This window comes from Streptomyces sp. NPDC088766, assembly GCF_044750845.1.
GTDB lineage: Bacteria > Actinomycetota > Actinomycetes > Streptomycetales > Streptomycetaceae > Streptomyces.
Window position 1 is genome coordinate 134,798 of the sequence record NZ_JBIVKQ010000008.1, and the last position, 16,897, is coordinate 151,694.

The 16,897-nt window shown below is 72.3% G+C and carries 17 protein-coding genes and 1 pseudogene; 6 read left to right on the forward strand and 12 right to left on the reverse strand.

Annotated features, from left to right (window positions below; all coding sequences use genetic code 11):
* Positions 1 to 170: 170 nt before the first annotated feature.
* From ACIP5W_RS13815 to ACIP5W_RS13825, 3 genes are all read left to right on the forward strand, one after another.
* Positions 171 to 944, forward strand: a complete 774-nt coding sequence (locus ACIP5W_RS13815; RefSeq protein ID WP_401471559.1) for a hypothetical protein — start codon at positions 171 to 173, stop codon at positions 942 to 944.
* A gap of 111 nt (positions 945 to 1,055) precedes the next feature.
* Positions 1,056 to 2,069 (forward strand): 2-hydroxyacid dehydrogenase, encoded by a 1,014-nt coding sequence (locus ACIP5W_RS13820; protein ID WP_401471562.1) that lies wholly within the window; start codon positions 1,056 to 1,058, stop codon positions 2,067 to 2,069.
* A gap of 237 nt (positions 2,070 to 2,306) precedes the next feature.
* Positions 2,307 to 3,137 carry an alpha/beta fold hydrolase gene (locus ACIP5W_RS13825; RefSeq protein ID WP_401471565.1) on the forward strand — a complete coding sequence of 277 codons (831 nt, stop codon included), beginning with the start codon at positions 2,307 to 2,309 and terminating at the stop codon, positions 3,135 to 3,137.
* On the opposite strand, the gene ACIP5W_RS13830 is transcribed toward ACIP5W_RS13825, so the two are convergent.
* Complete coding sequence (locus ACIP5W_RS13830) at positions 3,127 to 3,540, reverse strand: ATP-binding protein (protein ID WP_401471568.1); 414 nt, start codon at positions 3,538 to 3,540, stop codon at positions 3,127 to 3,129. The genes ACIP5W_RS13825 and ACIP5W_RS13830 overlap by 11 nt on opposite strands.
* 321 nt (positions 3,541 to 3,861) lie before the next feature.
* Positions 3,862 to 4,443: a DUF4383 domain-containing protein gene (locus ACIP5W_RS13835; RefSeq protein WP_401471571.1), complete on the reverse strand. Its 582-nt coding sequence runs from the start codon at positions 4,441 to 4,443 to the stop codon at positions 3,862 to 3,864.
* A 249-nt stretch (positions 4,444 to 4,692) separates the two neighbouring features.
* Between ACIP5W_RS13835 and ACIP5W_RS13840 the strand changes: the two are divergent.
* Positions 4,693 to 4,872, forward strand: a pseudogene (locus tag ACIP5W_RS13840) (hypothetical protein); the annotation flags it as partial.
* 417 nt (positions 4,873 to 5,289) lie between these two features.
* Here ACIP5W_RS13840 and ACIP5W_RS13845 read toward each other — a convergent pair.
* A complete protein-coding gene (locus ACIP5W_RS13845; RefSeq protein WP_401471574.1) occupies positions 5,290 to 5,967 on the reverse strand; it encodes an alpha/beta fold hydrolase in 678 nt (225 codons plus the stop codon).
* 235 nt (positions 5,968 to 6,202) lie between these two features.
* Here ACIP5W_RS13845 and ACIP5W_RS13850 point away from each other — a divergent pair, with 235 nt between their 5' ends.
* Both ACIP5W_RS13850 and ACIP5W_RS13855 read left to right on the forward strand, forming a co-directional pair.
* Positions 6,203 to 6,787 carry a sigma-70 family RNA polymerase sigma factor gene (locus tag ACIP5W_RS13850; RefSeq protein WP_401471577.1) on the forward strand — a complete coding sequence of 195 codons (585 nt, stop codon included), beginning with the start codon at positions 6,203 to 6,205 and terminating at the stop codon, positions 6,785 to 6,787.
* The gene (locus tag ACIP5W_RS13855) at positions 6,784 to 7,536 is read left to right on the forward strand and encodes an anti-sigma factor domain-containing protein (protein ID WP_401471580.1); all 753 of its coding nucleotides are present in this window, start codon (positions 6,784 to 6,786) and stop codon (positions 7,534 to 7,536) included. Before ACIP5W_RS13850 ends, ACIP5W_RS13855 begins: the two co-directional genes overlap by 4 nt.
* Before the next feature lie 59 nt (positions 7,537 to 7,595).
* Here ACIP5W_RS13855 and ACIP5W_RS13860 read toward each other — a convergent pair whose 3' ends face one another.
* The 9 genes from ACIP5W_RS13860 to ACIP5W_RS13900 all read right to left on the reverse strand — a co-directional run bounded on the left by ACIP5W_RS13860 (position 7,596) and on the right by ACIP5W_RS13900 (position 16,860).
* A complete protein-coding gene (locus ACIP5W_RS13860) occupies positions 7,596 to 8,393 on the reverse strand; it encodes a DUF1295 domain-containing protein (protein WP_401471583.1) in 798 nt (265 codons plus the stop codon).
* Positions 8,390 to 9,694: a class I SAM-dependent methyltransferase gene (locus ACIP5W_RS13865; protein ID WP_401471586.1), complete on the reverse strand. Its 1,305-nt coding sequence runs from the start codon at positions 9,692 to 9,694 to the stop codon at positions 8,390 to 8,392. Before ACIP5W_RS13865 ends, ACIP5W_RS13860 begins: the two co-directional genes overlap by 4 nt.
* Entirely contained in the window at positions 9,691 to 10,968 is a 1,278-nt protein-coding gene (locus ACIP5W_RS13870) for a class I SAM-dependent methyltransferase (RefSeq protein WP_401471589.1), read from the reverse strand. Before ACIP5W_RS13870 ends, ACIP5W_RS13865 begins: the two co-directional genes overlap by 4 nt.
* Positions 10,965 to 11,699: a DUF1365 domain-containing protein gene (locus tag ACIP5W_RS13875; RefSeq protein ID WP_401471592.1), complete on the reverse strand. Its 735-nt coding sequence runs from the start codon at positions 11,697 to 11,699 to the stop codon at positions 10,965 to 10,967. Before ACIP5W_RS13875 ends, ACIP5W_RS13870 begins: the two co-directional genes overlap by 4 nt.
* Positions 11,696 to 13,021 (reverse strand): NAD(P)/FAD-dependent oxidoreductase, encoded by a 1,326-nt coding sequence (locus tag ACIP5W_RS13880; RefSeq protein ID WP_401471595.1) that lies wholly within the window; start codon positions 13,019 to 13,021, stop codon positions 11,696 to 11,698. Before ACIP5W_RS13880 ends, ACIP5W_RS13875 begins: the two co-directional genes overlap by 4 nt.
* An 88-nt stretch (positions 13,022 to 13,109) precedes the next feature.
* Complete coding sequence (locus tag ACIP5W_RS13885; RefSeq protein WP_401471598.1) at positions 13,110 to 13,325, reverse strand: hypothetical protein; 216 nt, start codon at positions 13,323 to 13,325, stop codon at positions 13,110 to 13,112.
* A gap of 291 nt (positions 13,326 to 13,616) precedes the next feature.
* Positions 13,617 to 14,465, reverse strand: coding sequence for a carbohydrate ABC transporter permease (locus ACIP5W_RS13890; RefSeq protein ID WP_401471601.1), 849 nt, complete (start codon positions 14,463 to 14,465; stop codon positions 13,617 to 13,619).
* The gene (locus ACIP5W_RS13895) at positions 14,462 to 15,421 is read right to left on the reverse strand and encodes a carbohydrate ABC transporter permease (RefSeq protein ID WP_401471604.1); all 960 of its coding nucleotides are present in this window, start codon (positions 15,419 to 15,421) and stop codon (positions 14,462 to 14,464) included. The genes ACIP5W_RS13890 and ACIP5W_RS13895 overlap by 4 nt, the downstream gene beginning before the upstream one ends.
* 119 nt (positions 15,422 to 15,540) lie before the next feature.
* A complete protein-coding gene (locus tag ACIP5W_RS13900) occupies positions 15,541 to 16,860 on the reverse strand; it encodes an ABC transporter substrate-binding protein (RefSeq protein WP_401471607.1) in 1,320 nt (439 codons plus the stop codon).
* Positions 16,861 to 16,897: the final 37 nt, after the last annotated feature.

Genomic DNA, 16,897 nt, shown 5'->3' on the forward strand with positions numbered 1-16,897 from the left:
CCGCCGTCGTCCGCGGCGCGGGCGGGCCGCGCGGCCTCCCGTGCACCGTCGTCGTCCCTACCGGAACGGAGGCGCCATGAACGCCCGCACGAACAGCGCGTGGAGCGTGGGCAACCCGGCCCGGGGCGGCACCACGCGCTTCGGGCGCCCCACCGGCGACCGACCCGCCCGTGCTGCGCGCCACCTCGTCGGCCGACCGCGTCGTCCTGGACGGACCGCTCACCGCCAAGCAGCTCGACCGGCACCTGCCGCGCACCGCGCTCGACCGGCTCGTCATCACCGACAACCCCGCCCTGAGTGACCTGTCGTTGCTGAGGGGGCGCCCGCGGATCAGGCACCTGCACGTCGAATCCACCGTCCGGATCCGGGACATCTCCGACGTGGCGGGCTCCCGCCTTGCGACCCTCGCCCTGGACGCCGCACTCCTGCTGCCGGAGGATCTGGAGGCCATCCCCGCGGTGGACAGCCTGCGGGAACTGCACCTGCACCGGCTGCCGATCGGACCGTACGCGTGGCTCCCGCCACCGCACCCGTCCGTGGCGCGGCTGTCGGTGTCGAGCCAGGACCTCCAGGTCGACTCCCTGCACCGCCGGGTCGGGCTGCGCGCCCTCGCCGTCCGGCAGCCGACCAAACAGGGACCCCCGCCCGGCCGGCCCTGCAGGCGGTCGCACTCCTCGACCGGTTCACCGCAGGCCGCCGGGGTCACGGCCCGTCCCTTGCGGACCGCGAGGATCCCCGCCGCGTCGCAGCCGTCCGCCAGTTTCACGGCCGCCGCGGCGATCTCGTCCAGTGTCGCCCGGACGGAGTCCTGGGCCGGCAGATCCCGCGCGAGCACGGCCATCTGTTCGGCGTGCTCACGCCACTCCACCGTCACCGCCGCCTCCGTCACCGGTTCGACCGCACCAGCGGCACGGCGGGGCGTCAGCGCCACGGACGGACGGTGACCACGTGAGCGGCTCACAGGTGACCCACCCCGACGAAACGTGCACCGGTCCCCGGCCGCCGGTCACCTTGCCTAAAGTTGGGAGGCCGACAGCCGCTACCGAGGAGTGCACGTGGAGATCGTTGCGTACGGAGTCCTGGCGGACGAGCAACCGCTGCTGCAGGCGGAGTTCGAGCGGGTGCTCGCCGACCGTCACGACCTGCGCTGTCTGGGGCTCTTCCTGAACCGGGACACCGTCCCGACCGCGGTGGGGCATGAGATCGTCCTCAGCAGTGTCAACGACACACTGGACGCCGAGGTGCTGCGCGCACTGGCGGCCGGCGGTACACGGATGATCGCCCAACGGGCCACCGGCTACAACAACATCGACCTGACCGTGGCGCGTGAGCTGGGGCTCGCCGTGGCGCGGGTGTCGTACTACTCGCCGTACTCCGTCGCCGAGTTCGCCTGGACGCTGGCCCTGGCGGTCAACCGCCGGATCGTGCGCGCCGCGCACCGCACCCGTGAGTTCGACTTCCGGCTCGACGGTCTGATGGGCCGCGATCTGCGCGGCCGGACGGCCGGGGTGGTGGGCACCGGCAAGATCGGTGCCGCGTTCGCGAGGATCGCCCACGGATTCGGCATGCGCCTGCTGGGCTGGGACATCGCCGAGAACCCCGACTGCCTGGCCCTCGGCATGGAGTACGTGGAGCGGGAGCAACTGTTCGCCGAGGCGGACCTGGTGAGCCTGCACGTGCCGCTGCTGCCCGAGACGCACCATCTTCTCGACGCGAAGGCCCTGAGCCTGATGAAGCACGACGCCGTCCTGGTCAACTCCAGCCGCGGCGGTCTCGTCGACACGGACGCCCTGCTGGAGACGCTGCGCGCCGGACGGCTGAGCGGGGTCGGCCTGGACGTGTACGAGGAGGAGGCCGGGGTGTTCTTCCTGGACAAGTCGTTGGAGGTGATGACGGACGAACGCCTCGCCAGGCTGATGACGTTCAGCAACGTCCTGGTCACCTCGCACCAGGCGTACTTCACCGAGGACGCCGTCGGCCAGATCGCCCGGACCACGGTCGCCAACGTCGCCGACTACTTGTCCGGCCGCACCGGTGACAACGTCCTCGTCCCACCGCCCGCCGGCTGACCTCCGCCCGCGTCGCGCCGGCGACGCGGGTGACGCCGGAGGGCGGGCATCCGGGAGCCCCGCGCACCGCCCCGCGCCGTGCTCCCGGAAGCGAGTCGCCCTGCGAGGGGGTAATGTCCGGAGTTGCCCGCAATCGCGACAGCCCCGGTCGGCGCGTCGACGCGCCCCGACCGCCCTGTGCGACTGCCGCTTCTCGTGAACCCCCCGATCGGGAAAGACAAGTGGGAAGGATCTGCCATGGGCACGGTCACCACGAACGACGGCACCAGCATCTTCTACAAGGACTGGGGTCCGCGCGACGCCCAGCCGATCGTCTTCCACCACGGCTGGCCGCTCAGCGCCGACGACTGGGACGGTCAGATGATGTTCTTCCTCAACGAGGGATATCGCGTGATCGCCCACGACCGGCGGGGCCACGGCCGCTCCTCCCAGAGCCCGACCGGTCACGAGATGGACACCTACGCCGCCGACGTCGCGGCCCTGACCGACGCCCTCGACCTCCGGGGAGCCGTCCACATCGGCCACTCGACCGGTGGCGGCGAGGTCGCCCGCTACGTCGCGCGCGCCGAGCCCGGCAGGGTGGCCAAGGCCGTCCTCGTCGGCGCCGTGCCCCCGATCATGCTGCGGACACCGGACAACCCCGGTGGTCTGCCGATGGAAGTCTTCGACGGTTTCCGCGCCGCCCTCGTCGCCAACCGCGCGCAGTTCTACCTCGACGTACCGTCCGGTCCGTTCTACGGCTTCAACCGGCCCGGCGCGCACGTGTCGCAGGGCGTCATCGACAACTGGTGGCGGCAGGGCATGCAGGGCGCGGCCAACGCCCACTACGAGTGCATCAAGGCCTTCTCGGAGACGGACTTCACCGAGGACCTCAGGCGGATCGAGGTCCCCGTCCTCGTCGCACACGGCACCGACGACCAGATCGTGCCCTACGACGACTCGGCACCCCTGTCGGTCGAGCTCCTGCAGAACGGCCGGCTCAAGAGCTACGAAGGGCTGCCGCACGGCATGCTGACCACGCACCCCGACGTCCTCAACCCCGACCTGCTGGCCTTCGTCAAGGAGTAGCGGCGTCCGTGTCGAGCGTCACGTGCACGGTCTTGCCGCCCAGGGCGGGAACGACCGTGACGCTGTCGCCGAGGAGGGCGACGAGAGCCAGTCCGAAGCCGCCCCGCTCCCCGGGCGCGCTCTGCCGCTCGGGGAGGTCTTCGCTCTCGTCGGCGACGCCGATGTCCAGCAGCGTTCCCCGCAGGGTGAGTGTCAGTACGCACGGGCCGCGCGCGTGGTGGACGGCGTTGGTGACCAGTTCGGAGACGATGAGCTCCGCGTCCGCGGTGCGGCGCGTCCCGCCGGCTTCGGCGGCGAGCCACCTGGTGGTGTAGCGGCGCGCGGTGCGCGGGGCGTGCGGGTCGTAGGGGAGGAAGACGGTGAGGCGTCGCATGGGGGTCGCCGTCGGTGTGGTGATGGTCATGACCGCTTCCCTCGCGGGGTCCGGTCGGTCGATGCTCAGTGCCGGCGATCTGCCGGTGTCGCGGCGCCGCGGCGTCGGCGGACAGGAGCTGTCCCCGTGCCGTCGGCAGCCCTGGGGATGAGTCGACGCCCCGGGCGGGCGCCCGCTGCGCGCGGGCGGCCGTGCTCGCCCGCGCGTCGCGGTAACCGCTCGCCGTCGAAGCGGGAACTCGGCGGCAGGGCGGTGCGCGCCCGGCCGTCGTGACGGTCGGGCGCGCACCGGTGCCCCACCGCTTCATGGCCGCCCGGCGGCAGATGCCGCCGGGCGGCCCGGGATGCGGTGTCACTCGCCATGGCCCACACGGCCGGTCAGGGCCGGGCCGGCCACGGCGTCGGCATGGCTCCCGGGAAGGCTTGCGGCGGCGGTGACGGCCCGCCGGCGCGCGAGGGACTCCCGGGCCGCCTCGCGCGGGTGGCGGCGGCGCCAGTAGGGGTTGTCGTGGGACAGCTTGCTGGAGACGCGGCCGTACATGCCGAAGGTCAGGATGACCAGGCCCATGATGAAGCTGAACATCACGTTGGTCATGCCGAAGTCGAGGACGTTGGCGGGCTTGTCCAGGATGAAGATGTGGGCGAAGCCGCTGAGCAGGAAGAGGGTGCCCACGGTCATGTTGAGCGTGGAGGCGAAGTTGCCGCCGACGACGCCGCCCGCGACGAGGGCGAGGCCGACGACGACGGAGACGAGGCTGAGGACGCCGTTGGTGGTCAGCCCGGCGAGGCTCTCGCCGTCGGTGTTGAACGGGGCGAGCCGGTCCGCGAAGCCCAGCACGCCGAAGACGAGCAGGACCACACCGCAGAACGCGGCTCCGTAGCGGTACACCGTGGCGAGCTTGTGATCGACGGGAAGCTCGTCGCTAAGCCTCATGGCGTTTCCTTTCCGGCCGGGAAGACGGCTGGCCGCCGGGCTGCTGCGCCCGGCGCCGCTCCCTCTCGTCCCCGTATTCGCGACATAGGGTGCGAAAGGTTGCAGGGGGGCGAAGAAAGGCGGTACCGGTGCGCCGAGCCGTCCTCGCGGGTCGCGTCGCGGACGCGGAGAGGCGCGGCATTCCGTTGAGGGATCGCCCCTCGTCCTGGGATGATCACCGGATCTCAGGAACGAGGCAGGGGTGGGAACATGGCTGTCGTGGTGATGCTGGGCGTCCTGGCGCTCGTCGTCGGAGGATGCGTCTGTGTGGTGTGGGCGGCTCGCGGCGGGCCCCGCTGGACCCGTGTCGTGGCGGCCGTGACGATCGCCGCGGGCGAACTGCTGAGCAGCAGCTCGGGGAAGAAGCGGACCACGACGGACGGCGACGACGCTAGGGCGTGTTTCGAAAGTCCCGTCTGCCCGGCGGCGTCTGGCACGCACGCTCGCCGCGTTGTCGGGATCACCCCGATACAACCAGTATCGGGGCGACCCTCCGCCTTGCGATCGCACGCACCAGACGCCGCCGGGCCTGCCCTTCGGGCAGACGACGCCACTTTCGAAACACGCCCTAGGACGTGACGGGCGGCCGCACGGCGCCGGTCCTCACGGCGCCGCTCCTCATGGCGCCCGCCCGCCCGTCGCGCGGCGCCGGCCCTGGGCGTCGCCCTCGCCCGCGAGCGGGGCGTGGCCCCAGTTCTTGAGCCAGTGGCGCCGGCCCGCGTCGCCTGCGTCCCCTCCGTCTCCGAACCTTGCCCCCCACCCTGCCGCCCACCCCGCGGCCCGCACCGGTGCGGGCCGCGGCGGCTCCTACGCCGGGCCCCGCTCGACCGCCAGCAGATCGGCGACGGCCGAGCCCGTCGTACGGTGCCAGGTTCCGCTGTGGCGGAGCATGGCGTGGTCGCCGCCCACCACGGGAAGGAAGCGGGCCCGGGCACCCGCCAGGCGGGCCCGCCGTACGTATGCCGCCGATGCGCCCGGGTCGGTCACGCGATCGCGGTCCCCGTGGACCACGACGATGCCCTTGTCCCTCAGATGCGCGACCGGTTCCCCGGCGGGGCACCACGGAGCCAGGGCCACCACGGACCGCACCTGGGGCGCCGAGGCGGCGCGCAGAGCGGCCCGCCCGCCCATGGAATGGCCCACCAGGACGACCGGCACGTCACCGACGAGACGGGTCAGTTCCGCCAGCGCCCGCCGGGCGTCCCGCAGGGGATCGGCAGCCTCCTGGTTCCAGCCCCGCACCCGGTAGCGCACCGCTCCCAGGAAGACGTCGTCGTCCGGCACGGCGGCGGCGACGGCCCGCACCACGGGCCTCATCCGCACGGCCGCCAGATGCCAGGGACGTGAGGGGTCCCGGCTGTCGGACCTGCCGCCGTGCAGGAACAGCACCGCGGCGCGGGCCGCACGGGGAACGCGGCGTGTCAGCAGGGCTCCGGCGGGCTCGACCGCCACCTGCGAGGGCGCTTCGTTCTCGGGCGTGGGCATCGGTGCTCCTCGGCGTTCGCGGGGGTCTCCCGGCCGGGACGACCGGTGATCCACTGATGATTCGTCGCCGACGGTCCGACGGTTCGGTCCGCAGGCGACGCGCTTTCGCCCGTCCTCCTGCCCGGCTCCCCGCACCCCACCCGCGACCGCCCGCGGGTGGTGTACGACTGGGACCAATCCGCCGCCCGCCGGGGACCGGATTACCAGCGGAAAAGCCCGACCTCGGAGGACCCTTGTGAAAGAAGCCGTCTACATCGGCACGAACCCCTCGGCCAAGCCGGACCTGCAGGAACTGCTGAGCCAGGTGGCTCTCGGCGACGAGAAGGCGTTCGCCATGGTCTACGACGCCGTGGTGGGGTCGGTCCTCGGGGTCGCCCGTGCCGTCCTGCGCGACCAGGCACAGTCGGAGGAGGTGGCCCAGGAGGTCCTGGTGGAGGTGTGGCGTACGGCACCGCGCTACCGGGCCGACCGGGGTACCGCCATCAACTGGATCCTGACGCTGGCGCACCGCCGTGCCGTCGACCGGGTCCGCTCCGTGGAAGCCGCGGCCGTCCGCGATCACAAGGCGGCGCTGCTGGACCGGACACCGGAGTACGACGAGGTGACCGAGCAGGTCGAGGCCCGTCTGGAGCGGGAGCAGGTGCGGCGCTGTCTGCGTACCCTGACCGACATCCAGCGGCAGGCCGTCACGCTCGCGTACTACCGCGGCCTGACGTATCGCGAGGTGGCGGAGGCGCTCACGCTTCCGCTCGGCACGGTCAAGACCCGACTGCGCGACGGACTCATCCGGATGCGCGACTGCCTGGGGGTGAGCGCGTGACGACCGCCGATCTGCACCGCATGACAGGTGCCTATGCCCTGCACGCACTTCCCCCGGACGAACGCGAGGACTTCGAGCGGCACCTCGAGGACTGCGAGCTGTGCGTGGAGGAGACCGCGGAGCTGTCCGCCACCGCCGCCCGCCTCGGACTGGCGACGTCCGCCACACCCGGCCCGGCACTGCGCGAGCAGGTCCTGCGCCGCATCACCACCGTCCGGCAGGACAGCCCCGGCGCACCCGTGCCCGCGCGCTCGGTCGGTGCCGCCCGGCGCATGCGGACGATGTCGCGGTGGGCGCTGGCCGCCTGTGTCGCGGCCGCCGCCGGACTGGGCGGCGCGACCGTGTGGCAGCACCAACGGGCCGACGACGCCCGGGAACAGGCCCGCCGGGCCGAACGCAGCGTCGACGAGATCGCCGCCGTCCTCGCGGCTCCGGACGCCAGGACCAGCACCGCGCGTCTGGCCGACGGCGCCACCGGCACCGTCGTCGTCTCCGGCAGCCGGGACAAGGCCGTCTTCCTCGCCTCGGGGATGGACCGGCCGCCCTCCGGGAAGGTCTACCAGCTCTGGTTCGACGACCACGGCACCATGCGGTCCGCCGGTCTGATGGACCCCGACCGCACCGACCAGGCCGTCGTCATGGCCGGAGCCCTGGACGGGGCGTCCGCAATGGGCATCACCGTGGAGCCCGAGGGCGGTTCGCGTCGGCCCACCTCCGATCCGGTCGCCGTGGTGGCGTTCACCGCCTGAACGGACCCGGACGGACCGGGCCCCGCCGGCACCGGCGGGGCCCGGTCCGTCTTCGCACGTCACTTCGGCGGCAGCGGGAAGAACCCGCTGGTCCGGGCCGCGTACGCGGCATAGCCGGGCCGGCCCGCCATGTGCCGCTCCAGCAGCCGCTTCCCGCTGCCGTTGATCAGCAGCAGGCTCATCACCACCGGGGAGACGACCGTGGCCGCCGCCGCTCCGGCCGAGTCGCAGGCGATGAGGAACAGCCCCCACCAGACGCAGAAGTCACCGAAGTAGTTCGGGTGCCGCGTCCAGCTCCACAGCCCGCGGTCCATGATCCGCCCCTTGTTGGCCGGGTCCCTCTTGAAGCGGGCGAGCTGGGCGTCGCCCACCGCCTCGAAGACCAGCCCGACCGCCCACACGCCGGCGCCGGCCCAGGCGAGTGCCGTCATCGGCCCCGGCACGTAGGAGGCCGCCTGCACGGGCAGCGACACCAGCCACACCAGGAAGCCCTGCAGGAGGTACACGACGCGCAGCGCGTACAGATTCCGGCTGCCGGAGGCCTTCGCCAGCAGTGCCTCGTACCGCGGGTCCTCGCCCTGCCCCCGCCCGCGCCGGGCGATGTGCACGGCCAGCCGCAGCCCCCACACGGCCGTCAGCGCGGTCACCAGCAGCCGCCGCCCGGGGTCCCCCGTGCCGGCCGACGCCACCCAGGTGACCGCGGCGACCGCGGTGAAGCCGACACCCCAGGCGACGTCGACGACCCGGTGCACCCCCTTGCGCACGGCGATGCCGAAGGTGACCAGCATGACGCCCAGCGCGGCCGCCGCCGACCACGCGAGGTTGACGGCGAAAGCGCTCCACACCACGTCGTTCACCACCGCTCCGGCCCCGTGTACCAGTCGCCGGGCGTCACGGGGGTGTCGTCGGCCCCGCCCGGCGCCGGCCGGGTGCTCAGGATCTGGTCGACGCCCATCCGGCCCTCCTCGAAGGCCAGTGCCGCGCCCACCAGATACAGCCGCCACACGCGCGCCGTCTCCACGCCGACGAGCCGCACGACGTCCTCCCAGCGTTCCTCCAGAGTGCGGTGCCAGGCGTTGATCGTGCGCACGTAGTGCTCACGCATCGACTCCACCGACCGCACCTCGAGACCCGCCCGCTCCAGCAGGGCGACCGTCTCGCCGAGCGGGCGCATGTGCATGTCGGGGGCGATGTACGCCTCGATGAACGCGCCGCCGCCGGGCGCCTTGCGCCCGCGCGACATCTGCTGCACCAGCACCCGGCCCCGCGGGCGCACCAGGCGGTGCAGGGACGCCGCGAACGCCGGGTACTCGGCGTCCCCGACGTGTTCGCCCATCTCGACCGTGGCGACGGCGTCGTAGGCACCCCCGGTGATGTCCCGGTAGTCCTGGCACACCACCTCCACGCGGTGCTCCAGGCCCCGCTCGCGCACCTGCTCGCGGACGTACGCCGCCTGTTCCCGGGCCAGCGTCACCGCGGTGACCTGCGCCTTGTGCCGCTCCGCCGCGTGGAGCGTGAGCGAACCCCAGCCGCAGCCGATGTCGAGCAGCCGGGCGCCGGGCACCAGCGCGAGCTTGCGGCAGATCAGCTCCAGCTTGGCGCGCTGGGCGTCGGCCGGGGTGCACTCCGGGTCCTCGGCGGGCCAGTAGCCGCACGAGTAGGCCATCGTCTCGTCGAGCAGGAGGCGGTAGAAGTCGTTGGACAGGTCGTAGTGATGGCTGATGGCGGCCCTGTCCCGGGCCTTGCTGTGCAGACCGCCGCGCAGCCGGGCCTGCGAGGCCGGCGCGCCGGGCCGCGGACCGAGCGCACCGAGCCGCAGCGCGGTGCCGACCGCGCGGGCCCGGTCGGCGACCGAGGGACGGGGAAGGTCCAGGTCCCGTTCGCGTGCGGCGGCCCACACGGCCCGCAGCCCTTCGCCCAGGTCGCCCTCCACGTCCAGGTCACCCGTCACATAGGCCTGCGCCAGGCCCAGTTCGCCGGGCTCCCACAGCAGCCGGCGCAGGGCGCGTCGCGACCGTACGACGACGACGGGCCCGTCGGGCGGGCCGGCCTCGCCGCCGTCCCAGGTGCGCAGCCGCACCGGAAGAGGACCGCCGGTCATGGTCTCGGCGAGGTCGGCGATGCGCCCGGCGGCGCCGGACCGGGAGGTGGTGGTCATCGGGCGTGGTTCTCCTTGGTGAGCAGGTACTGCTGTACGTCCAGGTAGCCGGAGCGGAAGCCGGCCTCGGAGTAGGCCAGGTAGAACGTCCACATGCGGCGGAACGTCTCGTCGAAGCCGAGGGCGTCGACCTCGTCGGCGCGTCCGGTGAAGCGCTCCCGCCACAGCCGCAGGGTCTCCGCGTAGTGCGCCCCCAGGGCTTCGCGGCGGGCCAGGCGCAGCCCGGTGTGGTCACGGACGGTCTCGGCGACCGCCTCCACCGAGGGCAACTGCCCACCGGGGAAGACGTACTTCGCGATCCAGGTGAAGGTGGTCCGGCTGGCGAGCATCCGCTCGTGCGGCATGGTGATGGCCTGGACGGCGGCCCGGCCGCCCGGCGCCAGCCGCGCCTCCAGCGTGCGGAAGTAGTGCGGCCAGAACTCCGCGCCCACGGCCTCGATCATCTCGACGCTCACCACGGCGTCGTACGTGCCGCGCGCCTCGCGGTAGTCCCGCAGCTCGACCGAGACCCGGTCGCCGAGACCGGCCGCCGCGATCCGCCGGAGGGCGAGGTCGCGCTGCTCGCCGGAGAGCGTGATCGAGGTGACCCGCGCGCCGCGCGCCGCGGCGCGGATCGCCAGCTCGCCCCAGCCGGTGCCGATCTCCAGCACCCGGGTGCCCTCCTCGACCCCCGCCAGGTCCAGGAGCCGGTCGATCTTGCGGTGCTGCGCGGCGGCGAGCAGGTCCCAGGTGGCGGGAAAGCCCCGGAACAGCGCCGCCGAATAGGTGAGCGTGTCGTCGAGGAACAGCGCGAACAGGTCGTTCGAGAGGTCGTAGTGACGGCTGATGTTGTTCCGGGCGCCGTCGGGGGTGTTGCGCTGGGAGGCCGGCCGGCGCGGCGCCCACAGCGCGCGCAGCCGCTGGAGCGGGGCCGGGACCAGCCGGTCCATGTTGCCGGCGAGCACGGTGAGCACGGCGACCAGGTCGGGGGCGTCCCACTCGCCCGCCATGTACGACTCGCCGAAGCCGACGGTTCCCCGGCTGCCGATCCGGCCGTGGAACGCCTGCGCGTCGTGGATCTCCAGGACCGGTCCGCCCCTGCCGAGCCAGCTGCCGTCGGCGAACCTGACCCGCAACGGCAGTCGTTCCAGCGCCCGGCGCAGGACGGCCGCGGTGATCGCGGTCCGCCCCGCGGAGGCCTTCGGCGGTTGTGCCACGTCGGGCCAGCGGGCCGGGTCGACGGCCGCGGTGGTCGTCCGTGCCGAGGCGGCGGGTCGGGTCTCGGCTGTCCTCATGCTGCGTTCTCCGGTGTCTCGTGGTGGTCGGCGCGCGGCTGGACGGGCAGCCCGCGCAGGTACAGGCGGATGCCGTGCAGGCGGATGGCGGCCGACACGGCGAGCGTCGACCAGGGGTGCCGCAGCGCCAGCCGCAGCACGGTCCCCGCCGTGACGGGGTGCCGGGCCCCGCGTACGGTCGCGGTGAAGGCCCTGCCGCCGTCGCGCTCCAGGTGTACGGCCAGGTCGAGCCGGCGCTCCGGCGCCGGAAGGCGCATGCGGTAGTGGCCGTCGACGGGGAAGAACGGCGAGACGTAGAAGGCCTTGTCGGACCGGGCCGTCCCGGAAGGGTCCGGGTGCAGCAGGTAGCAGTGCCGTCCGCCGTAGGTGTTGTGGACCTCGGCGACGACGCACCGCGGTGTGCCGTCGCGGTCGTGGCACCAGTACAGCGTCAGCGGATTGAACACGTGGCCGAGGACGCGCGCGTGGGTGAGCATCACGACGCGGCCGCCGTCGAGGTGCACGCCGCGGCCGGCGAGGAACGCGTCGAGTGCCGCGCGGAGGGACGGATGGTCGCCGGTGAAGTGGTCACGCGCGTCGAAGCGGGCCAACGGCCGCAAGAACCAGGGCAGTTCGGGAAGCCGGTCGACGTCGACGAACCACATGTACGTACGGTGGCGCAGCGTGTACCGCGAGGGTGCCGTACGCACATGGGATATCGCGCACGAGTACAGCGCGGGTGCGTCGCTCACCAGCGTGCCCCCAGCGCGGCGGCCGCCGCCACCCCGGACCGGCAGCCGTCCTCGTGGAAGCCCCAGCCGTGGTAGGCGCCCGCGAAGGCGGTCACCGCGGTGGCGAGTCCGGGCAGCCGGCGCTGCGCGGCGACCGACTCGGGGGTGTAGACCGGGTGTTCGTACTCCATCCGCGCGAGCACCCGCGCGGGATCGACGCGGTCGGCCGCGCCGAGCGTGACGACGAACGTCTCGTCCGCGTCGAGGCGCTGGAGCCGGTTCATGTCGTAGCTGACCCGCACCCGGTCGGCGGCCGCCGCGCACGACGGCATCAGGTAGTTCCACGAGGCACGGGCCGCCCGGGACGTCGGCAGCAGGGCCGTGTCGGTGTGCAGGAGCGTGGTGTTGCGCGCGTAGCGGAACGCGCCCAGCACCTCCTTCTCCCGCGGCGTGGCGTCGACCAGCAGACGCAGTGCCTGCTCGGGGTGAGTGGCGACGACCACGGAGTCGTACGGCTCCGTGGTGCCGTCCTCGGCGGTGATCTCCACGCCGTCGGGGTGCCGCCGCACGGCACGCACGGGCGTGGCGAGGCGGACCGCGTCCAGCCGCTCGGCGACACGGTCGACGTAGGTGTGCGAGCCGCCGGTGACGGTGCGCCAGGTCGGCGAGCCGTGCACGGAGAGCAGGCCGTGGTGCTCCAGGAACCGGAACAGGTAGGCGGCCGGGTAGCGCTGGGCGGTGACGGCGTCGCAGGACCACACGGCCGACACCAGCGGGGTCATGAAGTGGGTGCGGAAGTAGGGCGAGAAGCCCTGCCGGTCGAGGAACTCTCCCAGCGTCGAGGTGTCCCGGGCGTCCGGGTCCCGCGCGAGATGACGGCGGGCCGCGCGGTGGAAGGCGGGCACCTCGGCGAGCATCCGCAGGTAGGGCGGGCGCAGGGCGTTGCGGGGCTGCGCGAACAGTCCCGCGGGCCCGCGGGCGCCGGCGTACTCCAGGCCGCAGCCCTCGCACCGCACCGACATGCTCATCTCCGACTCCTGCGTGGCGACGCCGAGTTCGCCGAAGAGCCGCCGGAGGGTCGGGTAGGTGCGGTCGTTGTGCACGATGAAGCCCGAGTCGACGCGGTGGGTGCGTCCGTCACGGCCGGTCAGCCGGTGGGTGTGGGCGTGCCCGCCGAGCCGGTCGTCGGCCTCGTAGAGGGTGACGTGGTGAGCGCCGCCGAGTACGTACGCGGCCGTCAGGCCCGCCACCCCGCTGCCCACGACGGCCGTGCGACGGCGTCCGCGGTCCCCTCCCGCCGCGGACGCCTGCCGCCCCGGTTCCCTCCGTGGTGCGCGTGCCATCGTCACTTCCTCTCAGCCGGTCACGGACGCTGCGTACGCGCGTAATCCGGAGCCCGGCGGAGAGCGGATTGGCCTAACGGCGTTCTTCCTACGATGCGGTGAACACCCTCGTCGCGGCCAGTTCCGGACCGAGGCCGTCCGGCGGGCAGCCGTCCCGGTCCTCCCGGTCCTCCCGGTCCTCCCGGTCGTTGCGGCCGACGGCCGCGGCGTGGCCTGCTGTGGCGGGCATCGCCGTCACCGGGACCGGAACGCACGCGACCGGCAGCGCCGCGGTGAACAGCCGGCGCGAGGGGTACGCCGCCACGCCAGGACGCTTCTTCCGGTGCCGGTGCCGGTGCCGGGCAGGTGCGGGTGCCGGTGCAGGTGCGGCCACGTCACCGTCCCGGCTCTGGGGCGAGGCCCCCGCCCGGCCCGGACGGCTCCGCCCCGGGAGACGTCCGGGCCGGGCCGCTACGCGACGGGGGCCGGTTCCGGCCCCGGCCCGCGGTCCGTCCGCCTGAGCGGACGACCGGGGGGCGTCGTCCCGTGCGACCCGGCGGGCGGAGCGGAACCCCGGCTCCGCGGCCGCCGTCCGCGGTGCCGCGGTGCCGCGGGGTCACTTGGTCGCGCCCTGCGAGAACCCGTTGTAGATGTAGCGCTGGAGGAAGAGGAACACGAGCAGGGTCGGGACGATCACCAGGATCGTGCCGGCCGAGATGTTCTCCCAGTGCGCACCGAAGGGGCCCTTGAAGCGGAACAACGCGGTGGAGATGGTGCCCAGGTCCTCCGAGGGCATGTAGAGGAAGGGGATGTAGAAGTCGTTGTAGACGGTGATCCCCTTGATGATCACGACCGTGGCGATCGCCGGCTTGAGCAGCGGCAGGATGATCTTCCAGTAGATGGTGAGGGAGTTCGCCCCGTCCAGGCGCGCGGCCTCGTCGAGGGAGACCGGAATGCCCCGGATGAACTGCAGGAAGACGTAGATCGAGACGATGTCCGTCCCCATGTAGAGCAGGATCGGCGCCCACAGGCTGTTGAACAGGCCGAAGCTGTTGACCACCTGGAAGGTGGCCACCTGGGTGGTGACCCCGGGCACCAGGGTCGCGATCAGGAACAGCGCCATGACCGGCTTCTTCGCACGGAAGGCGAAGCGGTCGACGGCGTAGGCCGTCATCGATCCGATGAGGACCGTTCCGGTGATCGAGAAGAGCAGGATGAACGCGGTGTTCGCGAAAGCGGACAGCATGTGGCCGTCGGTGAAGGCCGTGGCGTAGTTGCCGAAGTTGAGCCAGTCGCGCGGCAGTGTCAGGGCGCCGCCGTCGGCGACCTCCTTCGACGTCTTCAGCGAGGTCAGGAAGACGACGACGAGCGGGACCAGCACGATCAGGGACGCGGCGACCAGCGACAGATAGGTCAGGGCCGGAGCGATCCGGCGACGGCGTGCGGCGGGCGGCGGCGTGGTCATACGAGATCCACTTTCTCGTCGGGCACGAGGCGGCGCTGGATCCAGGTGACGAGCAGGATGATCAGGAGCAGGACGACGGCGGCGGCGGAGGCCAGACCCGTCTTGTTGAACTGGAAGGCGAGCTTGACCGTCTGGATGACGAAGGTCGAGGTGCCGGTCGCGCCGCCGGTCATGATGTACGGGATCTCGAAGACGGACAGCGACCCCGAGACGGCCAGGATGACGCTGAGGCCGACGACGGGTCGGATGCCCGGGGCGATGATGTGGCGGAACTGCTGCCACCGGGAGGCCCCGTCCAGTTGGGCCGCCTCGTACAGTTCGGCCGGGATCGACTGGATCGCGCCCAGGAACAGCACGAAGTTGAGCCCGGTGAAGCGCCAGACGGACACCCCGGCCAGCGAGGTGTTCGCCGATGCGGGGTCGCCGAGCCACGCGTGGTCGGAGCCGGCGCCGAAGAAGGACAGCACCGAGTCCAGCGTGCCGCCGTCCTGGAAGAAGTAGAGGAAGACGAAGCCGATGGCCACGCCGTTGACGAGGTAGGGGAAGAACAGGATGCCCTTGAAGAGGTTCCGCAGGCGCAGGTCGAAGCTGAGGACGGTCGCGAAGTACAGGGCGATCACGATCTGCACGGCGGAGGCCGCGAGGTAGTAGAAGCTGACGAGGAACACCCGGAACAGCTCGGGCCGGGTGAAGATCTGACGGTAGTTGTCGATGCCCGTGAAGTCGCGGTCCGGGCTGACGCCGTCCCAGTCGGTGAAGCTGTAGAAGATCATGTTTCCCACGGGTACGTAGGTGAACGTGATCAGCAGGGCCAGGGGGGCGGCGAGGAAGAACCACGGGGTGAGGCGGCGCAGCAGCGGGGGGCCGCCGCGGGGCGACGGGCGGCGTGGCCTGCCGGGGGGCGGGGTGGCGGCGCGCGGCACTTTCGCGGGTGCCGTCTCGGTCGTCTCGGGCATGTCGGGCCTTTCGTCGTCCGCTGGTGTACGGCGGCCGGCCGGCCCCGTCCGTCGGTCCGGGCGGGGCCGGCCGCGGCTGGGGGCTGTCCGGCGGGTCGGGTCGGAGGGGCCGGCCGGGGTCAGGAGCCGACGGTCCCGGCCGCCTCGTTCCACCGCTTGTCGAGGTCCGAGAAGAAGTCCTCCAGGTCGCCCTTCTGTGCGCCCCGAGCGGTGTCGACCAGCTTCTGCCGGTAGTCCGGCTTGTTGAGGCCGATCTCGGCCGCGTTGTCGATCGCGTTCACCTCGCCGGTCTTCGCCTCGGAGCGCTCCAGGAAGGTGACATCGTTGTCAACGAAGTCCTTGAGCGTGCTCGGCATCTCGGCGGACTTCAGCGCGGAGACGGCGCCCTCCTTCGCCGCGAAGCCGGACTTCTCCGCGAACCAGTCGATCCAGGCCCGCGCGGCGGCCTTGTGCTCGGAGTGGGCGTTCACCGCCTGCTGGTAGTCGGAGCCGAGCACGACGCAGTACTTGCCGTCCTTCTGTGCGGGGAAGGGCATGAAGCCGATGTCGTCGGGGTCGGTGCCGGCCTGCCGGGCGGCGTCGCGCATCTGGGTGATGGCCCAGGACCCCAGCTGCATGGTGGCGATCTCGCCCTTGGCGATCATGCCCTTGGACGCCTCCCAGTTGGTGGTGCCGGGGTCCTTCTCCGACAGGCCGGAACTGACGATGTCGTGGAGGAGCGAGTCGATCGTGTGCAGCTCGCCGCCCTTCCTCCAGGGCGACACCGCGCCGGCCAGCTTGTCGTTGGCCCGGGCGTCACAGGTGACCGAGCCGATGTTGTTGCTCCACGCGGTCAGCGGCCAGCCGTCCTTGAAGTTCGTGTAGTACGGCACCGAGTCCGTTTTCGACCCGATCGCCTTCAGGTCGCCGACGAACTCCTGCGGCGTGGTGGGCCAGGCGGTGATGCCGGCCTTCTTCCACACGGCCTTGTTGTAGAGGAAGCCGTTCGCGGTGCCGAAGGTGGTGATGCCGTAGATCTTGCCGCCGACGTCGGTCCTGTCGCTGAAGCGGTACCTGCCGCCCAGCTCCTCGCGGCTGCCCAGCGGGGCGAAGAACTTCGGGTAGTCGTTCTTGGCGACGGCGGCCGGGATCATCAGGACGTCACCGTAGTCCTCGGTGTTCATCCGGATCTTGACCTCGCCCTCGTAGTCGGTGAGGGCCTCGAACTTCACCTTCACCTTGGGGTAGGTCTTGTTGAACTCGGCGGCGTACTTGTCCATCGTCCCGTTCTGGACGAGGTCGGTGCGGTGCGTCAGAACCTTGATGGTGCCCGAGGCGTCGGCGGGATCGGCGGGTGCCTCCGCCGCCTCGCCGGAGGCCGTGCCCTGGCCACTGCAGCCGGCGACGGTCAGGATCGTGGCGGCCAGAAACGCTCCCGTGAGCGACTTCTTCTTCCCCATGTGCCCAGCTCCTTCAGGATTGCGGCTCAGCGCTGCG

Coding starts and splice junctions, on each gene's coding strand:
- ACIP5W_RS13825 (WP_401471565.1), top strand. CDS start 2,307: ATGGGCACGGTCACCACGAACGACGGCACCAGCATCTTCTACAAGGAC.
- ACIP5W_RS13830 (WP_401471568.1), bottom strand. CDS start 3,540: ATGACCATCACCACACCGACGGCGACCCCCATGCGACGCCTCACCGTC.
- ACIP5W_RS13835 (WP_401471571.1), bottom strand. CDS start 4,443: ATGAGGCTTAGCGACGAGCTTCCCGTCGATCACAAGCTCGCCACGGTG.
- ACIP5W_RS13845 (WP_401471574.1), bottom strand. CDS start 5,967: ATGCCCACGCCCGAGAACGAAGCGCCCTCGCAGGTGGCGGTCGAGCCC.
- ACIP5W_RS13865 (WP_401471586.1), bottom strand. CDS start 9,694: ATGACCACCACCTCCCGGTCCGGCGCCGCCGGGCGCATCGCCGACCTC.
- ACIP5W_RS13870 (WP_401471589.1), bottom strand. CDS start 10,968: ATGAGGACAGCCGAGACCCGACCCGCCGCCTCGGCACGGACGACCACC.
- ACIP5W_RS13880 (WP_401471595.1), bottom strand. CDS start 13,021: ATGGCACGCGCACCACGGAGGGAACCGGGGCGGCAGGCGTCCGCGGCG.
- ACIP5W_RS13890 (WP_401471601.1), bottom strand. CDS start 14,465: ATGACCACGCCGCCGCCCGCCGCACGCCGTCGCCGGATCGCTCCGGCC.
- ACIP5W_RS13895 (WP_401471604.1), bottom strand. CDS start 15,421: ATGCCCGAGACGACCGAGACGGCACCCGCGAAAGTGCCGCGCGCCGCC.
- ACIP5W_RS13900 (WP_401471607.1), bottom strand. CDS start 16,860: ATGGGGAAGAAGAAGTCGCTCACGGGAGCGTTTCTGGCCGCCACGATC.